The sequence below is a fragment of the Stenotrophomonas rhizophila genome, from assembly GCF_001704155.1.
Classification (GTDB): domain Bacteria; phylum Pseudomonadota; class Gammaproteobacteria; order Xanthomonadales; family Xanthomonadaceae; genus Stenotrophomonas; species Stenotrophomonas rhizophila_A.
The window spans coordinates 291,594-315,718 of sequence record NZ_CP016294.1 but is presented as its reverse complement, the minus strand read 5'-3'; the positions used below and the strand labels follow the sequence as shown (position 1 = coordinate 315,718).

General features: G+C 67.6%; 19 protein-coding genes. 5 read left to right on the top strand and 14 right to left on the bottom strand.

Annotated elements, in window-relative coordinates; all coding sequences use genetic code 11:
• Nucleotides 1-70: 70 nt before the first annotated feature.
• The 4 genes from BAY15_RS01260 to glnA form a co-directional block, all read right to left on the bottom strand.
• A complete protein-coding gene (locus BAY15_RS01260) occupies nucleotides 71-1,795 on the bottom strand; it encodes a ShlB/FhaC/HecB family hemolysin secretion/activation protein (RefSeq protein WP_068854488.1) in 1,725 nt (574 codons plus the stop codon).
• Between the two features lie 270 nt (nucleotides 1,796-2,065).
• Complete coding sequence (locus tag BAY15_RS01255; protein WP_068848241.1) at nucleotides 2,066-3,499, bottom strand: ammonium transporter; 1,434 nt, start codon at nucleotides 3,497-3,499, stop codon at nucleotides 2,066-2,068.
• Between the two features lie 18 nt (nucleotides 3,500-3,517).
• Nucleotides 3,518-3,856: a P-II family nitrogen regulator gene (locus BAY15_RS01250; protein WP_068854487.1), complete on the bottom strand. Its 339-nt coding sequence runs from the start codon at nucleotides 3,854-3,856 to the stop codon at nucleotides 3,518-3,520.
• Between the two features lie 361 nt (nucleotides 3,857-4,217).
• Nucleotides 4,218-5,627, bottom strand: a complete 1,410-nt coding sequence (gene glnA, locus BAY15_RS01245) for a type I glutamate--ammonia ligase (RefSeq protein WP_068848239.1) — start codon at nucleotides 5,625-5,627, stop codon at nucleotides 4,218-4,220.
• Between the two features lie 247 nt (nucleotides 5,628-5,874).
• On the opposite strand from glnA, the gene BAY15_RS01240 reads away from it, so the two are divergent.
• Both BAY15_RS01240 and BAY15_RS01235 read left to right on the top strand, forming a co-directional pair.
• Nucleotides 5,875-6,669, top strand: coding sequence for an undecaprenyl-diphosphate phosphatase (locus tag BAY15_RS01240; RefSeq protein WP_068848237.1), 795 nt, complete (start codon nucleotides 5,875-5,877; stop codon nucleotides 6,667-6,669).
• Between the two features lie 71 nt (nucleotides 6,670-6,740).
• A complete protein-coding gene (locus BAY15_RS01235) occupies nucleotides 6,741-7,577 on the top strand; it encodes an META and DUF4377 domain-containing protein (RefSeq protein ID WP_068848235.1) in 837 nt (278 codons plus the stop codon).
• Nucleotides 7,578-7,692: 115 nt separating this feature from the next.
• Here BAY15_RS01235 and BAY15_RS01230 read toward each other — a convergent pair whose 3' ends face one another.
• The 9 genes from BAY15_RS01230 to BAY15_RS01190 form a co-directional block, all read right to left on the bottom strand.
• Nucleotides 7,693-8,304 carry a YbhB/YbcL family Raf kinase inhibitor-like protein gene (locus BAY15_RS01230; RefSeq protein WP_068848233.1) on the bottom strand — a complete coding sequence of 204 codons (612 nt, stop codon included), beginning with the start codon at nucleotides 8,302-8,304 and terminating at the stop codon, nucleotides 7,693-7,695.
• A 10-nt stretch (nucleotides 8,305-8,314) separates the two neighbouring features.
• Nucleotides 8,315-10,384, bottom strand: a complete 2,070-nt coding sequence (locus BAY15_RS01225; protein WP_068848231.1) for a tetratricopeptide repeat protein — start codon at nucleotides 10,382-10,384, stop codon at nucleotides 8,315-8,317.
• A gap of 64 nt (nucleotides 10,385-10,448) precedes the next feature.
• The gene (locus tag BAY15_RS01220) at nucleotides 10,449-11,441 is read right to left on the bottom strand and encodes a YheT family hydrolase (RefSeq protein ID WP_068848229.1); all 993 of its coding nucleotides are present in this window, start codon (nucleotides 11,439-11,441) and stop codon (nucleotides 10,449-10,451) included.
• A gap of 4 nt (nucleotides 11,442-11,445) precedes the next feature.
• The gene (locus BAY15_RS01215) at nucleotides 11,446-12,237 is read right to left on the bottom strand and encodes a lysophospholipid acyltransferase family protein (protein ID WP_068848227.1); all 792 of its coding nucleotides are present in this window, start codon (nucleotides 12,235-12,237) and stop codon (nucleotides 11,446-11,448) included.
• Nucleotides 12,238-12,310: 73 nt separating this feature from the next.
• Entirely contained in the window at nucleotides 12,311-12,748 is a 438-nt protein-coding gene (locus BAY15_RS01210; RefSeq protein WP_068848225.1) for a hotdog fold thioesterase, read from the bottom strand.
• Nucleotides 12,749-12,775: 27 nt separating this feature from the next.
• Entirely contained in the window at nucleotides 12,776-14,869 is a 2,094-nt protein-coding gene (locus tag BAY15_RS01205; RefSeq protein ID WP_068848223.1) for a phospholipase D family protein, read from the bottom strand.
• Entirely contained in the window at nucleotides 14,866-15,363 is a 498-nt protein-coding gene (locus tag BAY15_RS01200) for a YceI family protein (RefSeq protein WP_083214025.1), read from the bottom strand. Before BAY15_RS01200 ends, BAY15_RS01205 begins: the two co-directional genes overlap by 4 nt.
• Nucleotides 15,364-15,480: 117 nt before the next feature.
• Nucleotides 15,481-15,957 (bottom strand): SixA phosphatase family protein, encoded by a 477-nt coding sequence (locus BAY15_RS01195; RefSeq protein ID WP_068848219.1) that lies wholly within the window; start codon nucleotides 15,955-15,957, stop codon nucleotides 15,481-15,483.
• A gap of 16 nt (nucleotides 15,958-15,973) precedes the next feature.
• Nucleotides 15,974-16,603, bottom strand: a complete 630-nt coding sequence (locus BAY15_RS01190; RefSeq protein ID WP_068848217.1) for a ParA family protein — start codon at nucleotides 16,601-16,603, stop codon at nucleotides 15,974-15,976.
• A gap of 131 nt (nucleotides 16,604-16,734) precedes the next feature.
• Here BAY15_RS01190 and BAY15_RS01185 point away from each other — a divergent pair, with 131 nt between their 5' ends.
• Nucleotides 16,735-18,219, top strand: coding sequence for an AAA family ATPase (locus BAY15_RS01185; RefSeq protein ID WP_068848215.1), 1,485 nt, complete (start codon nucleotides 16,735-16,737; stop codon nucleotides 18,217-18,219).
• 65 nt (nucleotides 18,220-18,284) lie between these two features.
• On the opposite strand, the gene BAY15_RS01180 is transcribed toward BAY15_RS01185, so the two are convergent.
• The gene (locus BAY15_RS01180) at nucleotides 18,285-18,923 is read right to left on the bottom strand and encodes a tetratricopeptide repeat protein (RefSeq protein ID WP_068848212.1); all 639 of its coding nucleotides are present in this window, start codon (nucleotides 18,921-18,923) and stop codon (nucleotides 18,285-18,287) included.
• A gap of 160 nt (nucleotides 18,924-19,083) precedes the next feature.
• Between BAY15_RS01180 and BAY15_RS01175 the strand changes: the two genes are divergently transcribed.
• A complete protein-coding gene (locus BAY15_RS01175; RefSeq protein ID WP_068848210.1) occupies nucleotides 19,084-22,782 on the top strand; it encodes an indolepyruvate ferredoxin oxidoreductase family protein in 3,699 nt (1,232 codons plus the stop codon).
• A gap of 419 nt (nucleotides 22,783-23,201) precedes the next feature.
• Nucleotides 23,202-24,119 (top strand): hypothetical protein, encoded by a 918-nt coding sequence (locus BAY15_RS19470; protein ID WP_237334299.1) that lies wholly within the window; start codon nucleotides 23,202-23,204, stop codon nucleotides 24,117-24,119.
• Nucleotides 24,120-24,125: the final 6 nt, after the last annotated feature.

Here is a 24,125-nt window from a genome sequence, read left to right as displayed (position 1 = left end):
GGCGTTGCTTCCTTTCAATGCGGTGGTAAGGGCGCGCACCGGCAGGGTGCGCAGTACCGTACGACGGACGTCAGAACGAGACGCCGAGATTCATGCCAAAGGTGGTGTAGGCGGTCTGGAAACCGGCGGGCTTGTCCAGCGGGCTGCCCACGAAGCCTTCCCATTGCACGTGGCGGGTGCCACCGCGCAGGCCCAGCGCCATGCCGGTGAGGCGGTCGCCGAGCAGCCATCCGGTGGACGGGCCGCTGACCTGGCCGTGGTCGATCGCCACGTAGCTCTCCACTGCGCCGCCGAGCGCGAACGCCAGCTCATTGCGCAGCAGCCAGCCGCGCTCGCCGGTGAGCGAGACTTCACCGTCGAAGCCACGCACGGTGTAGCGGCCGCCGATGGAGAAGCGGTCCTGCGGGACCAGCCGCGAGCGGTTCCACTGCGCGCGCCAGCTGCCGGTGTAGCGCAGGGCCTGGCTGCCCCACTGCATCGGCACGGTGAGCTGCGCATCGGCGGTGACCACCTTGCCGCGCGCGGTGCCCTCGCCGAACCCCTCCTCCGGTGCGTGCAGCGCATCGAACGCGCCGGTACCACGTCGGTAGGCCAGGTTGGCGTCCAGGGTGGCCTTGCCGATGAACTGGCGGTGGGCGAGCCCGAGTTCCCAGCCGGCCATGCGCCGGCGCTGCACGAGGATTTCGGTGTCGTCGATGAAGTTGTCCGATTCGCGGTACCAGCCGCGCGCGTGCATGCTGGTCTTTGCGCGCGCGTTGCGGAACAGCATGCGGGTGAGGCGCAGTTCGGCGTTGCGGCTGGAGCCGCTGTATTCGTACGTCTCGAACGCGCCGGCCACGGTCTGCTGGTAGTCGTACTCGCTGGCGTTGGCACCCAGCAGCCACCACCCCATGGGCACGCTGTAGTGCGCGGCCCAGCTGTCGGTGCCGCGTGCGCTGCCGTTGAACACGGACTTGCCGGCGTTGAAATAGAACAGGTCGCTGATCCCGGCCAGGTTGTCCAGCGATACCGTGGCACCGGCCTGCAGCTTGCCGGTGGAGGTACTGCCGGCGTCGTCCAGGGTCAGGTTGAGGCGCACGGGCGCGCGCTGGCTCCAGCTGATGACCAGGTCGCTCTCACCGGGCCGGGCCTGTTCGCCTTCCTGCGGCGGTGCGATCTGGATGTCCACGGTGGCGGTCGGCACGCGCTGCAGGTTTTCCAGCGCCTGTTCGATGTCGCGCAGGTTGAGCAGGTCGCCGGGGCCGACCGCCAGTGCGTTCCACAGAGCCGGGGTGCGTCCTTCACCGCTGGCGAAGCGGACCGCGTGGATGCGCCCTGGGACCACCGTCAGCGTGAGCGTGCCGGTCTTCAGGTCCTGCGGGGCGGCAAGGATGCGGGTGGTGACGAAGCCGCGGGCGATGATCGCGTTCTGCACGCGCTTCATCACGATGTCCACGCCACCGGTGCCGAGGCAGCGCCCGGTGGCGCGATCGTTGCGCGGATCGGCGGCCTTCAGCGCCCAACCGAAGCGTTCGGCCAGTTCACCGTCGAGCACGATGTGGTTGATGGTGAAACAGGGCGATTCGTCGACCGGCAGGCGACCGACGGCTTCTTCCGGGGCTGCCTGCAGGCGTACGTCAGGCGTGGTTTCCTGCTGCTCGCGCAGCACCCGCTCACGCTCCTGCTGGCGCAGCAGTTCCTGGTCTGACGGCCCGGCCACCTGTGCAACGGCGGCGGCCGGCAGGCAGGCGATTGCCACGGCCACGGCCAACGGCCAGCGCAGCGCACGGCTGCGTTCGATACGTCCCTGATCCACGTTCACGCGCTTCCCTGGCAGAAAATTCTGATGCCTCCGATCCTGAAACGGCCGGCGGGCGGGGAACTTTAAAGGAATCCTGCGATCCGAAACAGCTCTGGATCCTCCCTTTCGTTTGTAGGAAAACTACGCATCGCGCGTGAAAATGAGACATCGCGCGGGTCGTGCGCGGGCATAAAAAAACCGGCGGCCCGAAGACCGCCGGTAGCAACGTCAATGGTCAACGTGCATTACCGCAATGGTGTAACCCCGAAGAAACTGTGACCTCTATCAGACCTCGTAAGCGGACTCGCCGTGCGAGGTGACGTCCAGACCTGTGCGCTCGGCTTCCTCGGTGACGCGCAGGCCGAACACCAGGCGCACCACCAGCAGGATGGCGACGGTGACGACCGCGCACCAGGCGATGGTGAAGCCCACGCTGACCAGCTGCACCCATACCTGGTGGCCGATGTCGAGGTCGGCCTTGGTGCCGCCCAGCGACTGCGCGCTGAACACACCGGTGAGCAGCGCGCCGACGATGCCGCCGACGCCGTGCACACCGAACACGTCGGCGGTGTCATCAACCTTGAGCAGGCGCTTGAGGCCGGTGACGCCCCACACGCACACCACGCCGGTGACCAGGCCGATCACGATCGCACCCAGCGGACCCACGGTGCCGCACGCCGGGGTAATGCCGACCAGCCCGGCGACCGCGCCGGACGCCGCGCCCAGCGCGGACGGCTTGCCCTTGCTGACCGCTTCGACCAGGGTCCAGCCCAGCACCGCAGCGGCGGTGGCGAGGATGGTGTTGATGAAGGCCAGCGATGCCACGGTGTCGGCAGCAGCAGCCGAGCCGGCATTGAAGCCGAACCAGCCCACCCACAGCAGCATCGCGCCGATGTAGGTGAACGGCACGTTGTGCGGCTTCAGGGCGGTCTGGCCGTAGCCGATGCGCTTGCCGACGAAGTACGCGGCGACCAGGCCGGCCACGCCCGCGTTGATGTGCACGACGGTGCCACCGGCGAAGTCGATCGCGCCCATTGCGCCGAGGTAACCGCCGCCCCACACGATGTGGGCCATCGGGATGTAGCTCAGGGTGAACCACAGTGCCGAGAACAGCAGCACCGCCTTGAACTTGATGCGCTCGGCGAACGCGCCGACGATCAGCGCGGTGGTGATGCCGGCGAAGGTGGACTGGAAGGCAACGAACAGGTAATCCGGCAGGCCCTTGATCGGGGTGTTACCCACCGAATCGGGCGCAAAGCCCTTGAGGAAGGCGAACTGGGTGAACGAGCCGAAGAAGGCGTTGCCTTCGCTGAACACCGCGCTGTAGCCGTAGGCCACCCACAGGATCAGCACCAGCGAGAACACCACCAGGATCTGGCTGAGGACGGACAGTACGTTCTTGGAGCGGACCAGGCCGCCGTAGAACAGGGCCAGGCCAGGCACCACCATCAGCAGCACCAGCAGGGTGGAGGTGAGCATCCAGGCGACGTCGCCGTGGTCGAAGGTGGGCGCCGCGGCAGCTTCCGCGGCGGCGGCCGGGGCCGCGGTTTCCGGGCCGGGCAGCGGTTCGACGGCAACGGCTTCCGACGGTGCCGGGCTGACCTGGGCCTGGGCATGCGCGGTGCCGGAGAAGGCACCCACCGCGAGCGCGCTGAACAGCATCAACAGGCACACCGCGTGGAACCGGGCTTGCCACCCGGTGAACAAGGAAGTCTTCATTGTGGGCTCCGAGTGGGGTTAGAGCGCGTCCGCGCCGATTTCGCCGGTGCGGATGCGGATGACCTGTTCAACGGCGGTGACGAAGATCTTGCCGTCGCCGATCTTGCCGGTACCGGCCGCGTTCTGGATCGCTTCAACCACCGCGTCCAGGCGTTCGTCGGTGACCACGGTTTCGATCTTGATCTTGGGCAGGAAATCCACGACGTATTCGGCGCCGCGATACAACTCGGTGTGTCCCTTCTGGCGACCGAAGCCTTTTACTTCAGTCACGGTAATGCCCGACACGCCCGCATCGGAGAGGGCCTCGCGGACCTCGTCGAGCTTGAACGGCCGGATGATGGCGGAGATCAGTTTCATGCGCATGTCCCGATGGTGGATGGAACCGGCCTGCAGGGCAGGCCGATGTCAGGTCAACCGGCGGCCACTTGCACATGGCCACCGGTTGTTGCGCCGAACGTTGCATGGACCGCGATGACGCGGGAGGGAGGTGTGGCCCATGCTGCGCGTCCGGTCTCTCTTTTCCCCTGGTGGTGCGGCAGAAGCAGCCGACTAACAGTCGGCTCTACCGGGTGGTGCATGCGGATTGTCGCGTGGTGCGTGCGGAATGCCGCGTGGTGCGTGTTGCCGCGTTTTGGCTCCCCAGCCATGGCGCGTTGGTGCAGAAGCGGTGGCGATGACGAAGGTGGGAGGGAAGTCCTTCGGCATCGCCACCTGTTGCTCAGTTGGCGTAGTACATCTGGTATTCGAGCGGGTGCGTGGCGGCGCGGAAGCGGGTCACTTCCTGCATCTTCAGCGCGATGTAGCCATCGATGAAGTCGTCGGTCATCACGCCGCCGGCCTTGAGGAACTCGCGGTCCTTGTCCAGCGCTTCCAGGGCCTGGTCCAGGCTGGAGCACACCTGCGGGATCAGCTTCTCTTCTTCCGGCGGCAGGTCGTACAGGTCCTTGTCGCTCGGTGCGCCCGGGTCGATCTGGTTCTTGATGCCGTCCAGGCCGGCCATCATCAGCACGGTGAAGGTCAGGTAGCCGGACTGGATCGGATCGGGGAAGCGCATTTCAATGCGGCGCGCCTTCGGGTTGGACACCCACGGAATGCGGCACGAGGCCGAACGGTTGCGGGCCGAGTAGGCCAGCATGACCGGGGCTTCGAAGCCCGGCACCAGGCGCTTGTAGCTGTTGGTGCCGGAGTTGGCGAAGGCGTTGATGGCCTTGGCGTGCTTGAAGATGCCGCCGATGTACCACAGCGCCATCTGGCTCAGGCCGCCGTAGCCGTCGCCGGAGAACAGGTTGGTGCCGCCCTTGGACAGCGACTGGTGCACGTGCATGCCGCTGCCGTTGTCGCCGACGATCGGCTTGGGCATGAAGGTGGCGGTCTTGCCATTGCGGTGGGCCACGTTCTTGATGACGTGCTTCATGCGCAGCAGTTCGTCGGCCTTCTGCACCAGGGTGCTGAACTTGGTGCCGATTTCGCACTGGCCGGCGGTGGCCACTTCGTGGTGCTGCACTTCGACTTCGATGCCGACCTGTTCCAGCGTCTTGCACATTTCAGCGCGCAGGTCGTGCAGCGAATCGGTCGGCGGGACCGGGAAGTAGCCGCCCTTGACGGCCGGACGGTAGCCGCTGTTGGCGCCGTCGAACTTGTCGCCGGTGCTCCAGGCGGCTTCTTCGGAGGAGATCTTGAAGAAGGTGTTGCCCATGTCGTTGGCGAACTGGACGGAGTCGAAGATGAAGAACTCCGGCTCCGGGCCGAAGAAGGCCTGTTCGGCAATGCCGGAGGACTTCAGGTAGGCCTCGGCGCGCTTGGCGATGCCGCGCGGGCAGCGGCCGTACGGCTGCATGGTGGCCGGGTCGAGGATGTCGCAGCTGATCACCAGGGTCGGGTGCTGGTAGAACGGGTCGACGTAGGCGCTGGCCGGGTCCGGCAGCAGGACCATGTCGGACTCATTGATGCCCTTCCAGCCGGCGATGGAGCTGCCGTCGAACATCTTGCCTTCTTCGAACAGCGACGGTTCCACGATGCTGACCGGGAAGGTGACGTGCTGTTCCACACCGCGCATGTCGACAAAACGCAGGTCGATGAACTCGATCTGGTTGTCCTTGATCAGCTTCTCAACATTTTCCACGGACATCGGTGAAACCTCAGATGGGTGATTGCCTGTGTGGATAGAGCAATCCCCGTGCCAACTTTTCGTGGCGCACAAGTGGTTGATTTCACACGGCGTGCACCCGGATGGACGCTGAACGCGGCGCACCATTGCGGTGCAATGGCCGCACCGTGCACACATTTGGTGCGGGTTGTGATGTTTTATGATTTCACCGCACCAGCCGGGCAGGGCCCGGCTCTACCCCCTTCATTTTTCGAGCAATTGCCCGCCGATGTCCGATCTGTTCTCCGCCCTGCTGTTGGGCATCCTTGAAGGCCTCACCGAATTCCTGCCGATTTCCAGCACCGGCCACCTGCTGATCGCCCAGCACTGGCTGGGCGCACGCTCGGACTTCTTCAACATCGTGATCCAGGCCGGTGCGATCCTGGCCATCACCCTGGTGTTCCGCCAGCGGTTGTGGACGCTGGCCACGGGCCTGCACGACCGCGCCAACCGCGATTACGTGTTCAAGCTGGGCACCGCGTTCCTGGTGACCGCGATCGTGGGCCTGCCGGTCCGGCTGGCCGGCTGGGAGCTGCCCGAAACGGTGACCCCGGTGGCGTGGGCGCTGATCATCGGCGGTATCTGGATGATCCTGGTGGAAGCGCGCACCGCGCGCCTGCCCGACCGCGACGAGGTGACCTGGAAGGTGGCGGTGCTGGTTGGCCTGGCGCAGGTGGTGGCGGGCGTGTTCCCGGGCACCTCGCGGTCGGCGGCGGCAATCTTCATCGCCATGCTGTTCGGCCTGAGCCGGCGCGCGGCCGCCACTGAATTCGTGTTCCTGGTGGGCATTCCCACCATGTTCGCCGCCAGTGGCTACGCATTCCTGGAACTGGCCAAGGACGGCAAGCTGGCCAGCGAGAACTGGGCCGACGTGGGCGTGGCCTTCGTTGCCGCCGTCATCACCGGCTTCGTCGTAGTGAAGTGGCTGCTGGGCTACATCAAGGCACACCGCTTCACGGCGTTTGCGTTCTACCGGATCGCACTCGGCGCGGGCCTGCTGCTGTTCCTGCCTGCCGGGAACTGAACAGCGCCGCGCCGCCGCAACCCCACCCGGGGTGTTCCAACGTTATTCCCCGGGTTCCCAAGGAGATGTCCATGAAAACCACCCGCAACCTCATGCTGATCCTGCCGCTGGCCCTGCTGGCTGCGTGCAGCAACCCCTCCAGCCAGGCCCCCGCCGGCCCCGGCCGCGACGACCTCGCGCCGGCCCCGACCGCCGCCGCCGACCAGAAGGCCGCCGCGCAGCTGGACGTGCAGCGCCTGCAGGGCAACCACTGGGTGCTCGACAGCGCCACCGACAGCGCCGGCAAGCGCATCGATGCGCTGTTCGCGCGCGCCGACAAGCCGGTCACGCTGGACTTCATCGATGGCCGCCTGGCCGTGAGCAATACCTGCAACCGCATGGGCGGCGGCTACACCCTGGCCGACGGCACGCTGACCGTTTCGCCGATGGCCTCGACCATGATGGCCTGCACCGACAAGGCACTGATGGCGCTGGACCAGGCGGTGGGTTCGCGGCTGGAAGGCGCGCTGAAGACCGAGCTGGGCGGCGAAGGCCGGCTGACCCTGCGCACCGCCAGCGGTGACGTGCTGGTGTTCAGCCCGCAGCCCACCGCCGAAACCCGCTTCGGCGGCCCGGGCGAGACGATCTTCATCGAGGTGGCCGCGCAGGCCAAGCCGTGCCCGCACCCGATGATCCGCGACAAGCAGTGCCTGCAGACCCGTGAGATCCACTTCGATGACAAGGGGATCAAGCAGGGTACGCCGGGCGCGTTCGAGAACTTCTACGACGTGATCGAGGGCTATACCCACGAAGCCGGCACGCGCAACGTGCTGCGGGTGAAGCGTTTCAACGTGGCCAATCCGCCGGCCGATGCGTCGTCGAAGGCGTATGTGCTGGATATGGTCGTGGAGTCTGCGACCGAGAAGTGACCGGCATTGCGTGGGCCGGCCAACGATATGCCCGCCGTCCTGGCGGGCACCCTGCGGGCCGTCGCTGCGCGACGTTGGGAACGGCTCCTGCCGTTCCCTTCGGCACGCGTCTGGATTATGCCAACGCCGGGTTGAGCGTGTACGTGCCGTGCAATGCGGCTTCGGCCAGCACGTGGCCGTGCATGGCCTTGTGCACGTCGGCAGCGGTGAACGGCGTGGGCAGCTCGAGCGTGGCCACGTCCAGCGCGAACAGGCGGAAGAAATAACGGTGCACGCGCGCGTCGTTGAACGGCGGGTACGGGCCGTCGTAGCCCAGGTACTGGCCTGCCATGTCCGGGTTGCCGGCGAACCAGCCGGTGAAATCGTTCAGGCCCTGGCGCGCACCGGCCGGGCCGGCAGGCTGCGGCTTGCCCTTGGCGGTGAAGCGATCGCTGCAGCTGCCTTCGGCGATCTCGCGCAGGTCGGCCGGAATGTCGGCCATCGCCCAGTGGGTGAAGTCGGCACGTGGCTGGTCGGCGGGCACGCTGCAGTCGCTGCGGCCCACCGTTTCCGGCACCGTGGGCACGTCCGGGTCGATGCACAGCAGGGCGAACGAACGGGTGCCCTCGGGCACCTCGCTCCAGGCCAGCGGCGGGTTGCGGTTGGCGGCGAAGCCGTTGGCATCGCCCGCGGCGAAGCTGCTGTCGATCGGCGCGCCGTTGCGCAGGCGGGTACTGGTGAGTTTCATCAGGGTCTCCTTACGCTTCGGTATAGCCAAGCCGCACCGCAACCGGGGTGAGCTGGGCGAACGCGGCAGACAGGACCTCGCTGTACTGGCGCCAGTGGCCGGCCGGGAAGCGCGCCGGGCCAAGGGTCTGCGCGGGCGGGAAATGCACGCCGAACAAGCGGCCCAGATGCTCGGCCATGGCGGCCGGGTCGTTGCCGATCTCGTCGACGCGCACCACCGCGTGCGGGTACAGGTCCTGCTCGTGCAGCGTTGCGATCTGGGCAAGTGCGCGCGCCAGCCACTCGGCCACTTCGTGCACCGAGTTCACCGCAAAAGGTGCCGGTGCGCCGTGTGCCAGCCACTCCAGCAGCATGTCACGCGGGTCGCGCAGCACCAGCAGCAGGCGGCCTTCGGGCAGCTGCGGGCGCAGCGCCCACAGCAGCGCGTTGTCCCACCAGAGCAGCCAGTCGATCACGTTGCCATCGGCCAGGCCGCGTTCGGGCAGGGCGGCGCGCCACTGCGCCACCAGCTGCTCCGGCGCCAGCTTGCCGGTGGAGAGGTCCTGCAGCGCGTGGTAGCTCTGGAACGCATCATTGGGCGGGTTGGGACTGAAGCGATCGCCACGCACCACCGGGCTGGCCGCCGCGATAGCGGCGACGACCCGCTCTACGCCCGAACCCGGCGCGCCCCATACGAACATGGGGCGACTGCCGACGTCGGCGGCAACCTCGCCCAGCGCCGGCCAGCTCAACGGGGCCTTGGCCTGCGGCGGCAACGGCAAGCGCATGGAGGCTTCGTTGGCATGCAGGCTGGTCCAGGTGGCCAGCGCGGCGGCGTGCTGACCGGCACGGTCCTGCACCGCGCCCAGCCAGGCGCGCAGGCCCGGCTTGGCCTCGGCCGGAACCTGCTCGATCAGCTGCTCCACGTGCGCCACAGCCGCCGCCGGGTCACGCGCCAGCAGGGCCTCGACCACGCGCATTTCACCGCTGCTGCGGCCGGGCTCCAGCGCAATGATCCGACGCGCAATGGCTTCCGCGGCGGCGGCATCGCCGGCCATGTCGTGCAGGCGCAGGCGCGCTTCCAGCGCCGGCAGGTGATCCGGCACGGCCGCGATCCAGCGATCGGCCACGGCGGCGGCCTCGGCACTGCCAACCACTTCGATGGCCAGGCGGGCCATCCACAGGTTGTGTTCCTGCGGGTGCGTTTCCAGCGTGGCGTCCAGGGTGTCGCGGGCCTGCTGCTCGCGGCCCAAGCGCTGCCAGGCCATCAGCAGCAGCTGCAGGGTCTGGCGGTCGGCCGGCCACTGTTCCAGCACCGGCAGCAGGTGTTCCAGCGCCTGCAGCGGCTGGCCCGACTGCAGGGCCAGCTCGCCGGCCAGGCGGTGCATCGCCGGGGTGTCGGTCTCGGGCTGGGCCAGCACCTGGCCCACGATGGCGGCGGCGTTTTCGGTATTGCCCTGGCGCAGGGCCAGCTGCACCAGCAGGCCCTGCAGCGAAGTAATGGCCGGGTTGATCTCCAGCACGCGGCGGAAGGCCTGTTCGGCAAACGCCAGCAGGTCCTTGCCCATGTAGGCAAAGCCCAGCGCATAGAGGATGCGTGCATCGTTGGGCAGCGCCTGGCTGGCGGCCGAGAGCAGCGCCAGCGCACGGTCGGCATCATTGCGGCGCAGCGCGATCATGCCCTGCAGCGCCACCACTTCGGCGTTGTCTTCCTCGACGCGCGCGGCGGTGCGGGTGATCCGCTCGGCCTCGTCCACATCGTTGCGCGACAACGCCAGGTGGGCCTGCATCAGGTAGGCCGACAGTTCGTTGGGATTGAGCTCTGCGGTGCGGTCCAGCGCGCTGTTGGCGGCGTCGAACTGGCGCAGCGCCAGCAGCAGGCCGGCGTGCTGCAGATGCAGTTCGGCGTTGTCCGGGGCCAGCTCCAGCCCGCGCTGCAGGCTGACGAGCGCTGCGTCGTGCTGGCCCTGCTGCTGCAGCGCCAGCGCCAGCCAGCGGTGCGCCTGCGGCTGCTCCGGCTCGGCCTGGATCCATTCGCGCGCCAGCTGCGCGGCTTCTTCAACTGCGTTGCGGCGCAGGGCTTGGAGAATAGTGTCTTGCATGACGGTCCGGCTTGGGGTCAAACCCCGATTGTAGAACACCGGCGCCGGCGCGCCGGGCCGTGCCTCAGCGCAGCGCTTCCAGGCTCAGCCGCTGGGCCACCCAGCGTTCGGAGAAGCCATCGCCGCGCCAGTTTTCCAGGAAGCCGCAGTGGCCGCCCCACGGGGCGATTTCCAGCCGGGCATGGGCCGGCAGGCGCCAGCCGTGGAAGGTGGCGTAGGGAATGACCGGGTCGTCCTGGGCCATCAGGATGTCGGCCGGCACTTCCAGCCCGGCCAGGCGGTCGCCGGCGATGGAATAGCCGTCGAAGTAAGCCTGCAGGGTGCCGAATTCGGTGTGGTGTTCCACCAGCCAGGCGGTCAGCGCGCGGATGTCCAGCTTCAGCACGCGGTCGTCCCAGTCGCTCAGCTCGGGGAACAGGTCGCGCTTGCGGCGCAGCGAGCCGGCCCATTTGCGGCGGAAGTACCAGTCGTACATCGCCGGGCCGTTTTCGATGCTTTCCATGGTGATCGCCGGGTCCAGCACCGGGCAGACTGAAGCCACCCGCCGCAGCGGCACCCCGGCCGACGGCGCGCGCAGCGCCAGCCGCAGCACGAAATTGCCGCCCAGCGAGTAGCCGGCGGCCACCAGCGGCAACTGCGGCCAGCGCCGGGCGATGTCGCCGGCGGCGTGCACCACTTCGTCGATGCGGTTGGAGTGGAAGATGCCGGGGTTGAGGTGGTGGGTGTTGCCGTGGTCGCGGAAGTTCAGGCGCACCACGTCGTAGCCGGCCTCGAGCATGCGCGCGGCGGTCATGCGCATGTAACTGGATTCGGAACTGCCTTCCCAGCCATGCAGCAGCAGCGCCATGCCGACCGGCTCACGGCCTTCGATGCGGCTGTGCCAGCCCTGCAGGCGCACGCCTTCGCCGCCATCCAGGATCAGCTCTTCGGTGAGCGCACCGGTGGCGGCCAGCAGCACCAGGCCGCGCTGCATGCGCATGCGGCTGGAGCTGAGCATCGACTGCAGGTGCGGGTTGCGCAGCCAACGCGGCGGACAGTAGTCGGCAGCGGTCAGCATCGCGCTATTGGGCGTTCATGGCCGCCACGATGCGCGCACGCGAGGTTTCCGCGATGCGGCGGCGGCCTTCCAGGTCATGGGTGCCAATGGGCGCGAGGAAATGCACCTCGGCCCGCCGTGCCGGTTCCCCCAGCAGGCGCAGGAAGTTGGCGAAGAAGCTTTCGCGCTCGCCGAACGCGACCACCGTCTGCGCGTCGCCGCGCACGCCGTAGCGCAGCGCCACCGGCTGTACCGGCACCTGGGTTTCCACTGCGGCCTGGAAGATGCGGGCGTGGAACGGGCCCACTTCATGGCCACCGCGGGTGCGCCCTTCCGGGAACACGCCCACGGCCTTGCCTTGCTGCAGGCGCTCGACCATCAGCTGCATCACCCCGCCCAGCGATTCGGTGCTGCCGCGCTGGTGGAAGATGGTCTGCCCGCGTGCGGCCAGCCAGCCGACCACCGGCCAGCCGGCGATTTCGCGCTTGGCCACGAAGCCCATCATGCGCTGGCTGTGCAGCATGGAGATGTCCACCCAGCTGACGTGGTTGGCCACGAACAGCACCGCGCCCGGCAACGGCGTGCCGATGCGGTGCAGGCGGAAGCCGAAGATCCACATCAACCCGCCCGACCAGGCATTGACCAGCAGGTGCTCCAGCGTACGCCCGCCCACGCGCAGGTTGCCCCACGGCGGCAGCATGCCGATCAGGAGCAGCGGAAGGAACAGCAGCAGGTGGACCAGCAGCAGGGGAACGCGGTACAGGTAACGGCACACACGCGCCACGCCGCCACGCGAGGCCGAAGGGGGGGAAGTCATCCGCGAACGATACCCGAGCGCTGCGGGGTCTGCCAGCGTGGCGGGCCATCCGCCACAGCAGGTCAAGCCGGGCTCAGCCCGGGCGGACCGCCGGGACCACGGCCAGGGTCAGCCGCGAGGTGCAGACCAGCTTGCCGGCCTCGTCTTCGATGCGGATGTCCCACACGTGGGTGCTGCGGCCCACGTGCACGGCCCGCGCGGTACCGGTGACGGTGCCACCGCGCTGGGCGCGGATGTGGTTGGCGTTGATCTCCAGGCCCACGCAGACCTGTTCGCGGGTATCCACGCACAGGTTGCCGGCGCTGCTGCCCAGGGTTTCGGCCAGCACCACCGAGGCGCCCCCGTGCAGGATGCCGTAAGGCTGGCGGGTGCGCGCGTCGACCGGCATGGTGGCCTGGACCCAGTCGTCACCGGCGGCGGTAAAGACGATGCCAAGGTGTTCGATCAGGGTGTTGCGGCTGAGCGCGTTGAGCGCCTCGATCGATACCGGCTCGCGGAATACCTGGGACATGCGCTGCTTCCTTGGAACGAAGAGTAATTACAGGATGGGCACCAGGCCGGCGCCGAACGCGGTGAGCATGCGCACCAGCAGCCACTTCGGGCCGACGTTGACCTCGGGGAAATCGCCCACGGCCACATAGCAGCGGTGGAAGTCCGGGTCCTGGCGGCGCAGCGGCTCCGGGCAGTCCGGGCCGGGCTGGAATTCGTAATCGGTGGCGTAACGCCACGGCCAGAAATCGAGCACCGGCAATGCTTCGGAGGCCTTGCCCACGCTGTAGTTCAGGCCCGACAGCACCGGCGGCTTGGTCCGCGGCGCCACCACCCAGGAGTTCTTGGGGTGGATGTCGCGCAGGATGCTCTGCGCCAGCGCTTCGGCAAACGCCGGGTCATCGATGATCACCGCGCCTTCGGTGTTGTAGTTCTCGCTGCGCGGGTCGAAGTTGTGGGTGCCGATCACACCGATGCGGCGGTCCACCACCAGTGATTTGGCGTGCAGGCCCATGCGCGCGCCGCTGCGGGTGACCGGCAGCGGCTTGTTCACCGCCTTGGTGCCCAGGAACGAAGGCCGGGTTTCGGCGCGCAGCACGCGGCGTTCCACTACGCTGCCGTCGGTACGGCGGCGCGCGGCCGGGCCGGGGGTCGGCTGCGGGCGGTCGCCGGCGTCGTCGGTGGCTGGCACGGTGCCGGCGTCTTCCTGCGCCACGGGCGGTGCGGTGGCGCCCGTGGTGCCCGCGCTGCGCCGGTTGCTGCCGCTGCTGCGCGCGTTGCTGCCGGCCGCGCTGCCACCCAACAGGCTGCTGCGCCCACTGTCGGTGCTGGGCGTGGTGCCCAGCGGGGCCGGCACCAGGTTGCGGTAGTCGACCGGCGCATCCAGCGGGAACGGCTTGAACTCGTAGATGTTGAAGCCCAGCTCGCGCATGTTGCGGCGCTTGTACTTGTAGGACAGCGCGTAGACGATCGGGTTGTCGGTGGCGGCCAGGCTGTTGGTGGAGACCACGATGCGCGGCGGTTGTTCGCGCTTGCGCAGTGCCTCGAACAACTTGCGCGCCGGCTTGGACAGCACCAGGTACGGGGTCTGCAGCAGCACTTCGCTCTGTGCGCCGGCAATCAACGAATCCAGCTGCGGCTCAGTCACGTGCTGGCCGTTGGCCGGCTGGCTGGCACGCTCGCGGCGGTGCTTGCGCGGCAGGTCGGCCACATAGCGGACCGAGCGCACCGGCAGCGCGGTATCGACGAACATGCGCTGGATGTAGGCCGGGTCGATCGCCTCATCGATCACCTGTTCCACCCGCGCCGGGCGGCGGTAGTCGGCCGGCGGCATGGCCGGGGCGCCCTGCTTGAGCAGGGTATTGCCCACATCGTTCAGGCGCTCGGCCGGCACGCTGCGCTGGGCCCGCCAGAACGCATCGAAGTTGGCTGCCATGCCGCGCGCTTCGGGGCCGGCCAGCAGTACGTCGCGGTCGCGGAAGTTGTATTCGCTGTCCCAGTCGTAATAGTCGTCCTGGTAATTGCGCCCGCCCACCACGCCCAGCGCATCGTCGATCACCAGCAGCTTGTTGTGCATGCGCTGGTTGAAGCGGCGGAAACAGCAGATCACGCTGCCGGCGTAATCGGCGTAGTTCAGCCGCGCCTTGCCGAACGTCGGGTTGTAGACGCGTATTTCGAAATTCTGGTGGCTGCTGGCCAGCGCGGCCAGGATCTCCAGGTCGGAGATCGCCGAGAGCTGGTCGATCAGCACCCGCACCTTCACGCCGCGCCGGGCGGCGGCCAGCAGTTCGTCCAGCACCAGCCGGGCGCTGTCGTCCTTGTCGAAGATGTAGGTCTGCAGGTCGATGCTGCGGGTGGCGCTGCGGATCAGGTTGATGCGCGCCACCAGCGCGGTTTCGCCCTCGTCCAGGATGGTGGCGTAATGGCGAGGCGCCGCTTCGGTGGATTCGCTGAAGGCCTGCCCGCCCAAGGCGCGCAATGGCGAATCGAGCGCGCAGCGGTCGGGCTTGTCGCAGTCCACCGCATGGGAACGCGCCTGCGCCGCAATGCCGGCCGCGCGCTCGCGCTGCGCGTTGGACAGCGACGCACAGCCGCTGCCCAGCAACAGGATTGCCAGCACGATCACCCGCAGCAGGGGATTCACGGTTTCAGCGCCTCGTTGAGACGCGCACGCAGGACGAAGGTCACTCGATCACTCAGGGCTAGCTGCCAGCTGTCCATCCCATACCGGCCACGCTGGACGGTACCGCGGCTGACCACATCGCAATCATACCCGGCCCGGGGGCAGGACGCCGGTTCCACCTGCAGGGTCTCGGGGTGGGATACCCCGCGCAGGATCAGCCGGCCATGGATGCCGCCGCCTTTCTCGACCAGCTGCGGGTCGTAGGGCACTGAATCGAATTCGACCACCGGGTAGCGCCCGGCGTCGAAGAACTCCTCGCCCCGCATCCAGCCGGTGTAGCGGTCCTTGCCGGGAATCTCCACGTAGCCGGTGAACATGCGCAGGTGGACCTGGTGGCGGCCATCGGCCAGCACGTCGATGCGGCCTTCAAAGCGCGGGAACACCCCTTCGATACGCTGGCCGAGCCGGGTGCGGATCTCGAAGCCCAGGCGCGAACGCGCCGTATCCAGCTCCATCACGTGTCTGGGTGCGGCCTGGGCCGGGGGTAGGGCCGTCACCGGGGGTTCGGCACGCGCCGCCCCCGCCGCCAGCCCGAGCAGACAGCACAACAGGGTTCGTACTGCTGTCACGGCTTACGGCCACCAGAACGCGGTCAGGCTCGCAACGCCGGGCTCGATGGCAGTGTCCCTGGGAATCTGCAGTACCGCTATTCCGCCCGGGGCCATGCCGCGGTATTCGCTGCTGCTGCCGTCGCTCATCAGCGCCACCAGTTGTTCCAGTGCGGGGTTGTGCCCGACCACCAGCAGCCGATCCACGTCCCTGCGGTCATCGACCAGGGCGGCCAATGCACCGGGCGTCGCCTCGTAGATCCCGTCGTCCAAGCGCTTTTCGACGTTGCCGATGACGCCCAGCACCGCTTCAAGGGTCTCGCGGGTACGCCGCGCGGGTGAATACAGCACGCAGTCGGGCAGCAGGTTGTTTTCTTTCAGCCATTTGCCGGCGGCTTCGGCTTCGGCCAGCCCGGTCGACGACAACGGCCGGTCAAGGTCGGCCTGGCCGGTACCCGCAGGTTCGGCATGGGCGTGGCGCAGCAGGATCAGTTCTCGCATAAGGCTCTCTTCTGGCTCAGGCAATCTTCAACCACTTCAACAGTGGCTCCCAGTCACTCTGGTGCTCGCGCACCTGCGCGGAGCGGTAATCGAACATGCTTCGGCCCAGGCCGGTCATGACCACGTAGGCCTGGGTATCGCGCAGCTTGGCAACGACCGGGTACGGCCACTCCTCCAGCATCTGCTCGGCCTGGCGGGAGGTCTGGGTCCACGGTTTGGTGCGGTTGAGCACCAGCCCCACCGGCAGCTTGCGCTTGTGCACGCGCGGCACCTTGGACAGGGTGTTCAGGAAGCCGACGATGGCTTCGATGTCCAGCGCCGAGGGCAGCACCGGCACCACCACCGCGTCGGCCACGTCCAGGAAGGCGTCCAGCTCACCGGCCCGGGCGCCGGCGGGGGCATCGATGACCAACACCTCGGTATCGTCAGGGACGTGTTTGAGCGGGTGCTTGCCGCTGGCATCGATGGGCAGCACCGCGCTTTCCAGCCCGGCACGGCGTTCTGCCCAGCGGGTGCCGGAGCCTTGCGGGTCGGCGTCGGCCAGTACGGTCCGTTTGCCGGCCAGGGCGGCCTGCGCCGCCAGGTGGGTGGCAATGGTGGATTTACCCACCCCACCCTTGGAACCGGCTACCAGGATCGTCTTCATGCCAGCCTCGCTTCCGGGGAACGTGACCCGAGCGTACACCGCCCTCCGTGATGGAGATAGTCGCGCGGCTGAACCTCCTGCATCCCGCGCCGCTTTGCTATCGTGCGCGATCCAATGGACTGCATGCCGGCATGAGCGAGTTACAGGACCTCAGCGCGTTGATCCGCGCCAATACCCCGCTGATCGTGATCGAGACCCAGGACGAGGGTCGTGTGGTGGAGCTGTTCCGGCAGACCCTGATGCATGTCTGGCGGGCCCTGCACCGCTGGTCCATCACCGAAGGGCTGCGCCGGATCGACATGGACCGCGAGGACGACGCGGTCGGCCCGCCCGATGCCAGTTCGGCCCTGCAGATGATCCGCCAGGCCGACCAGCGCGGCATCTACCTGCTTCTCGATTTCCACCCCTACCTGGGCTATGCCAGCCACCAGCGCGCGCTGCGCGACCTGATCCAGCGCCGCCACTGCGAGGCCCACGTACTGGTGCTGATCGGCGCCAAGGTGGAGCTGCCGGCCGAGCTGGAGGCGCTGGCCACCCGCTTCAACCCGCGCCTGCCCGACCCCAACGCGCTGCTCAAGATGCTGCGCGAGGAAGTGGCCGCCTATGCGCGAGAGAACGGCGGCCGCCGGGTCGAAGTGGACAACGATGCGGTCAAGAAGATCCTGCACAACCTGCGTGGGCTGAGCCTGGTGGATGCACGGCGGATCGCCCGCCAGCTGATCTTCGCCGACGGTGCGATCAGCCAGGACGACCTGCCGCAGCTGGCGAAGCTGAAGTTCGAGCTGCTCAACCGCGCCGGGCACCTGCATTACGAATACGACACCACCCGCTTCGCCGACGTGGCCGGGGCCAACCGGCTCAAGCGCTGGGTCAACCAGCGTCGCCCGGTGTTCCTGGGCGGCCAGGGCCCGGCCGGGCTGGACCCGCCCAAGGGCATGCTGCTGCTGGGCGTGCAGGGCTGCGGCAAATCGATGCTGGCCAAAGCCACCGCCGCCGGCTTCGGGGTGCCGCTGCTGCGCCTGGACTTCGGCAGCCTGTACGACAAGTTCCACGGCGAAACCGAGAAGAACCTGCGCGAGGCGCTGGCCTCGGCCGAGCAGCTGGCGCCGTGCGTGCTGTGGATCGACGAGATCGAGAAGGGCCTGGCCAGTGGTGGCGAGGACGGCGGCGTGTCCCGGCGCGTGCTGGGTCACCTGCTGACCTGGCTGGCCGAGCGCAAGAGCCAGGTGTTCATCGTGGCCACCGCCAACCAGGTGCATGAACTGCCGCCGGAGCTGCTGCGCAAAGGCCGCTTCGACGAGATCTTCTTCGTCGACCTGCCCGATGCCAACACCCGGGTGGAGCTGCTGCGGCTGCACCTGGGCCGGCGCACGCTCAATGCCGACGATTTCGCGCTGCCGGCGCTGGCGGCGGCCAGCGATGGTTTCTCTGGAGCGGAGATCGAACAGGCCGTGGTGGCTGGGCTGTACGCGGCACATGCCGAACAACGTGCGCTGGACACCGAACTGCTGATGACCGAGATCCGCGGCAGCCGCCCGCTGTCGGTGCTGATGGCCGAACAGGTCAACGGCCTGCGCGACTGGGCACGCGGGCGTACCGTCAGCGCGGACGAATAGACCACGCTCCAGCACGGTGCGGCGACCGGCTTCGAGCAGGGTCGAAGCCGGCTAACCTGCGGGTGTTACGGCCAAGCCGGCGGCTGCGCCGCCCAGGCCTGCTGCACTTCGGCCAAGGTGGCACGTTCACTGTCGCGCCAGCCCGGCAGTGCCTGCGCGTAGCCGTCGCTGGTGCTCCAACGCTGCGGCTCGGTGCGCACGGCGGCGGCGTACCACTTCACCGCTTCGTCCTTGCGACCCAGCGTCCACAACGCCAGCGCGTAGGTCTGCGGCACCCAGGATGCGTTGCCGCGCAGACCCTGCTGGGCGCTGTGCCACTGCACCAGGGCCGCCTCGGCGTCACCCTGGCGGAACAGATCCCAGCCATGGTTCCAGCGCACCATGCGGCCCGGCACCGAGGTACCCGGCGCATTCTTTTCCGCATCGGCGTACAGCTCACGGCCCAGCTCCGGGCGGCCCTGTGCATAGGCCACGCTGGCCAGCTGCACGGTGGCTTCCAGCGCCTTGCGGCCACGTTCGCGTTGTTTCATCAGCTGGTCGACGACATCGCTGCTGTCGGCCGGCACGACCACGGGCGTGACCGCAGCCACGTCGTCATCGAAGTAGAACTCCTGCAATGCCGGCAACGATTGCGCTGCCGCCCCGAACACGGTCATCCCCGCCGCCAGCACCATGCCGGTCAGCATCTTTCTTGCCACTGCCATACAAACTCCCCCAGGTTGTCACAACAACCTCCCTCCCCGATCCTAACCGCAGCTCGCCCGCGGTGCGAGTCCCGAAGGCCAAAAAATGCCCGGCTGATACAATTCCGCCCTTTCCGGCCGCCCTCGCGGTGGCCGTGCCAGCCGTCAGCACGGGCCAGCCATGACCAGTACCGCCGAACTCACCTCGCCTTCGTCCGCCAACCTGCCTGCCGGGCCGCTGGACGACAGCTACACGCTGGACCACAAGTACACCCGTACCGATGGCCGCATTTACCTGAGCGGGGTGCAGGCGCTGGTACGCCTGCCGCTGATGCAGCGGCTGCGCGACCAGGCCGCCGGACTGGACACCGCCGGCTTCATCAGCGGCTACCGCGGCAGCCCGTTGGGCGGCTTCGACCTGGAACTGTGGCGCGCCCGCCAGCACCTGGAGGCGGCGAAGGTGAAGTTCACCCCCGGCCTCAACGAGGACCTGGGCGCGACCATGGTCTGGGGCACCCAGCAGACCAACCTGTTCCCCGGGGCCAGGGTCCAGGGCGTGTACGGCATGTGGTACGGCAAGGGCCCCGGCGTGGACCGCTGCGGCGATGTGTTCAAGCACGCCAATGCGGCGGGTACGTCCGTGCACGGTGGCGTGCTGGCGCTGGCCGCCGACGACCACGCCTGCCGCAGCTCCACCCTGCCCCACGGCAGCGAAGATGAATTCGTCAGCGCGATGATGCCGGTGCTCAACCCGGCCGGCGTGCAGGACATCCTGGACATGGGCCTGCTCGGCTGGGCCATGAGCCGTTACACCGGGCGCTGGATCGGCTTCAAGACCATCGCCGAGACGGTGGAATCGTCCGCGTCGGTGCAGGTGGACCCGTTCGCGCGCCGGATCGTGCTGCCGGAAGACTTCGAGATGCCCGCCGGCGGGCTCAACATCCGCTGGCCGGACCCGCCGCTGGACCAAGAGATGCGCCTGCACCGCTATGCGGTCAAGGCCGCCCAGGCGTTCGCGCGGGCCAATGGCATCGACCGGGTGGTGATGGATTCGCCGCGTGCGCGGCTGGGTATCGTCACCACCGGCAAGAGCTACCTGGACGTGCTGCAGGCGCTGGAGTACCTGGGCCTGGACGAGCGCGCCTGCGCCGACATCGGCATCCGCGTGTACAAGGTCGGCATGACCTGGCCCCTGGAACCGGAAGGCATCGCGCGCTTCGCCCAGGGGCTGGAAGACATCGTGGTGGTGGAGGAGAAGCGGGCCTTCATCGAGCGCCAGATGAAGGAGCAGTTCTACAACTGGCCGGCCAGCTGGGGGCAGCGCCCGTCCATCGTGGGCAAGTATGACGAAGCGGGCCAGTGGATCCTGCCGTCCACCAATGAGCTCACCCCCGCCACCATTGCCGGGGTGATCGGCCGCCGCATCCAGCGCTTCTTCACCAATGACTCCATTGAACAGCGCCTGCGCTGGATGGATGCCAAGGAGGCCGAGCTGGCATTGCCGCGCGCCAGTTTCCCGCGCGTGCCGCATTACTGCTCGGGCTGCCCGCACAACACCTCCACCCGCGTGCCGGAAGGCTCGCGTGCGCTGGGCGGGATCGGGTGCCATTACATGGTCACCTGGATGGACCGCAGCACCGACACCTTCACCCACATGGGCGGGGAAGGCGTCACCTGGGCCGGCCAGGCCGCGTTCACCGATACCGAACACGTGTTCCAGAACCTGGGCGATGGCACCTATTTCCACAGTGGCTCGCTGGCGATCCGCCAGGCGATCGCCGCCGGGGTCAACATCACCTACAAGATCCTCTACAACGACGCGGTGGCCATGACCGGCGGCCAGCCGGTGGACGGCACCCTGACCGTGCCGCAGATCGCCCACCAGATGCGCGCCGAAGGCGTGCAGACGATCGTGCTGGTGAGCGATGAGATCGGCAAATGGAACAAGCGCGAGCTGTTCCCCGAGGGCGTGGAATTCCACGACCGCGCCGAGCTGGATGCGGTGCAGAAGCAGCTGCGCGAGGTGAAGGGCACCAGCATCCTGATCTATGAGCAGACCTGCGCCACCGAAAAGCGCCGCCGCCGCAAGCGCGGCAAGCTGGTCGACCCGCCCAAGCGCGTGGTGGTCAATTCGCTGGTCTGCGAGGGCTGCGGCGACTGCGGCCAGAAGAGCTTCTGCGTGTCGGTGCTGCCGAAGGAAACCGAATTCGGGCGCAAGCGCGATATCGACCAGTCCAACTGCAACAAGGATTACTCCTGCACCACCGGTTTCTGCCCCAGCTTCGTCACCGTGCACGGCGGCACGCTGCGCAAGGGCTCGCGCAGCGAGCGCAGCAGCCTGCTGGACAACCTGCCCGCGCCGACCTTCCGCAGCACGCTCGAGCAGCCCTGGAACATTTTGATCACCGGCGTCGGTGGCACCGGCGTGGTGACCATCGGCGCTCTGCTGGGCATGGCCGGGCACCTGGAAGGCAAGGGTGCCAGCGTGCTCGACCAGACCGGACTGGCCCAGAAGGGCGGCGCGGTCACCACCCATATCCGCATCGCCAAGCGTCCGGAAGACATCCATGCGGTGCGCATCGCCGCCGGCGAAGCCGACCTGGTGGTGGGCTGCGACATGGTGGTGGTCAACGATTACTGGGCGCTGTCGAAGGTGCGCGCCGAGCGCTCGCAGGTGGTGCTCAACACCTATGAAGCCATGCCGGGCACCTTCACCACCCGCCCGGACATGCAGTTCCCGGCGGCCGACATCATTGCCGGCATCCGCGTGGCGCTGGGCGGCCGCGACCCGCTGCTGCTGGATGCCACCCAGCTGGCCACCGCGCTGCTGGGCGATGCGATTGCCTCCAACCTGTTCATCCTGGGCTACGCCTGGCAGCAGGGGCTGGTGCCGATCTCGTTCGAGGCGCTGATGCGCGCGGTCGAGCTCAATGGCGCAGCGGTGGCGATGAACCAACAGGCATTCGCGTGGGGCCGGCTGGCCGCCGTGGATCCGCAGGCGGTGCAGCAGGCCGCCGGTCTGGTCCGCAACGGCCATACCGATGCCGAGCGCACCCCGGGCCCGCTGCACGACCTGCCGCCGGGCGAGTGGGAAGGCAACGAATGGGGCGCCACCGCGGCACCGCGCGAAACCGGCGACGAGCGCGAACTGCGCGGCCTGCCCGGGCATGGCGGCGGCAGCGACGTGGCATTCCTGCCGCTGGATGACGAGCGCCTGTCGCGTTCGCTGGATGAGCTGGTGGAACGCCGCGTGCGCTTCCTCACCGAGTACCAGGACGCGGCCTATGCCGCGCGCTACCGCACGCTGGTCGACCGCGTGCGCACGGCGGAGTGGGACAAGGCCGGCAGCACGGCGCTGACCGAAACCGTGGCGCGTTACTACTTCAAGCTCATGGCCTACAAGGACGAGTACGAAGTGGCGCGCCTGTACACCAGCGGCGAATTCCAGCGCCGCCTGGAGCAGCAGTTCGAGGGCGATTTCCAGGTGCACTTCCACCTGGCTCCGCCGCTGTTCGCGAAGAAGGACGAACAGGGCCGCCTGATCAAGCAGGAATACGGGCCGTGGATGCTCAAGGCGTTCGGCCTGCTGGCCAAGCTTAAATTCCTGCGCGGTGGCACATTCGACATCTTCGGGCGCACCGAAGAACGCCGGGGCGAGCGCCAGCTGATCGCCGATTACGAACAGACCGTGGCACTGCTGCTGGAAGGGTTGAGCGATGACCGCGTTGCGTTGGCGGTGGAGATTGCCAGCATTCCGGAACATATCCGCGGCTATGGGCATGTAAAGGAAGCGCACCTGCACAAGGCCAAGGCGCGGGAAGCGGTGCTGCTGGCGCAGTGGCGCAACCCGAAGGCGCTGCATATCGTGCAGGTGGCGTAATCGCCGACCCTGCGTCTCAGGGCGATGCGACTTCAAACGCATCGCCCTGACACCCGGAACGCACGCGCACCCCGAGGGTAGAGCGGACCGTTGGTCCGCTGAGCGCGAAGCGCGCTGCCGCCCGCGTTCGCGATTTCCGGCATCCCGCAAAAGGCAGCGGACCAACGGTCCGCTCTACCGCCCGCCGCCGCTGTGTCTCCCGGGCCCAGCGCGTGGAATGTGTACGACTCACCGCCTCGGCATTCCGGATGCCCGATGGCGAACGCCCTTCAGCCATGCGTCTCGGCAATGCCCGGCAGTCAATACGGGTGACCAATGGCCTGCCGGCGCAGGTCGAGGTCGAATGCGTCAGCCAGTAGCACAGGCGCCCGCAGGCTCGTCTATGATCGGGCGACGACAGGGACGATCGGAGGGGGGCAATGGACAAGCACAGGAAACTGCACGGTCCCGGGGTAATGAACGTTCAGGACCCCTTCCACGACGCCCAGCTGCTGCGCGACGTGGCGATCATCAACACACAGACGAAAGAAGCACTCGGGGCACTGCCACCGGGTGGTTTACCGATCCTGCCCAAGCGCAGGCCGCTTCCGCTGTTGCCGGAAACACCGATGCCCACTGGGCGCGATGATGAGGAAAGTGCGATGCCAAAGATCCCCATGCAGGTTGCCGCCGTCGCCAGCCTGGCGCTGGCCGCCTGCGCCACGCCCGGGGCGGCCACGCCCACGGCCCCACAGTTGCAGGAGAACACGGCGGTGTCGTCAGTCCGCTTTACCTATCCTGAGACGCCGGTATTGACCAGCGGTGAATTGGTACCCGAAGGTGATCCTGCCATCTCGGCGAAGATGAACTACAAGCCGGTGGAATGGCCGCTGCGGTTTGAGAAGCATAGCTTCGAGCCGCGCTGTTATGACACGCTCGAGTGCCAAGTTGTTTACGCCGGATTCTCCTTTGGCCGCGACAAGCCCACCAAGTCTTCAGCGTCCTACGGCGACGATTACCTCAAGGGATGGAACGGGAGCTACGGTGCCATCCCTAACTTTGTTGCCCCAGCAAAGGTTACCTGGAGGTCGAAGGACGGAACTTTGCACGAAGCAGAGATTGATATCGGGGCCATATTCAAAGACGAACTGGTTCGCCACTTCGTTCCACGTGAAGAGGCCGCTGACCTTCCAGATGGAAAGAACGAAAGTGTTCCTTCCATCCTTCTGGAGGTCAATGACCGCACCATTCGCTTGTACATGAAGGCGTCGATTCCAACGAAGCATCTTCAGGATCCTGGGAATCGCTACAGCACCTCGCGCCGTGATCTTGTGCTGGTGAGAACGTATACCTATTGAGCAAAG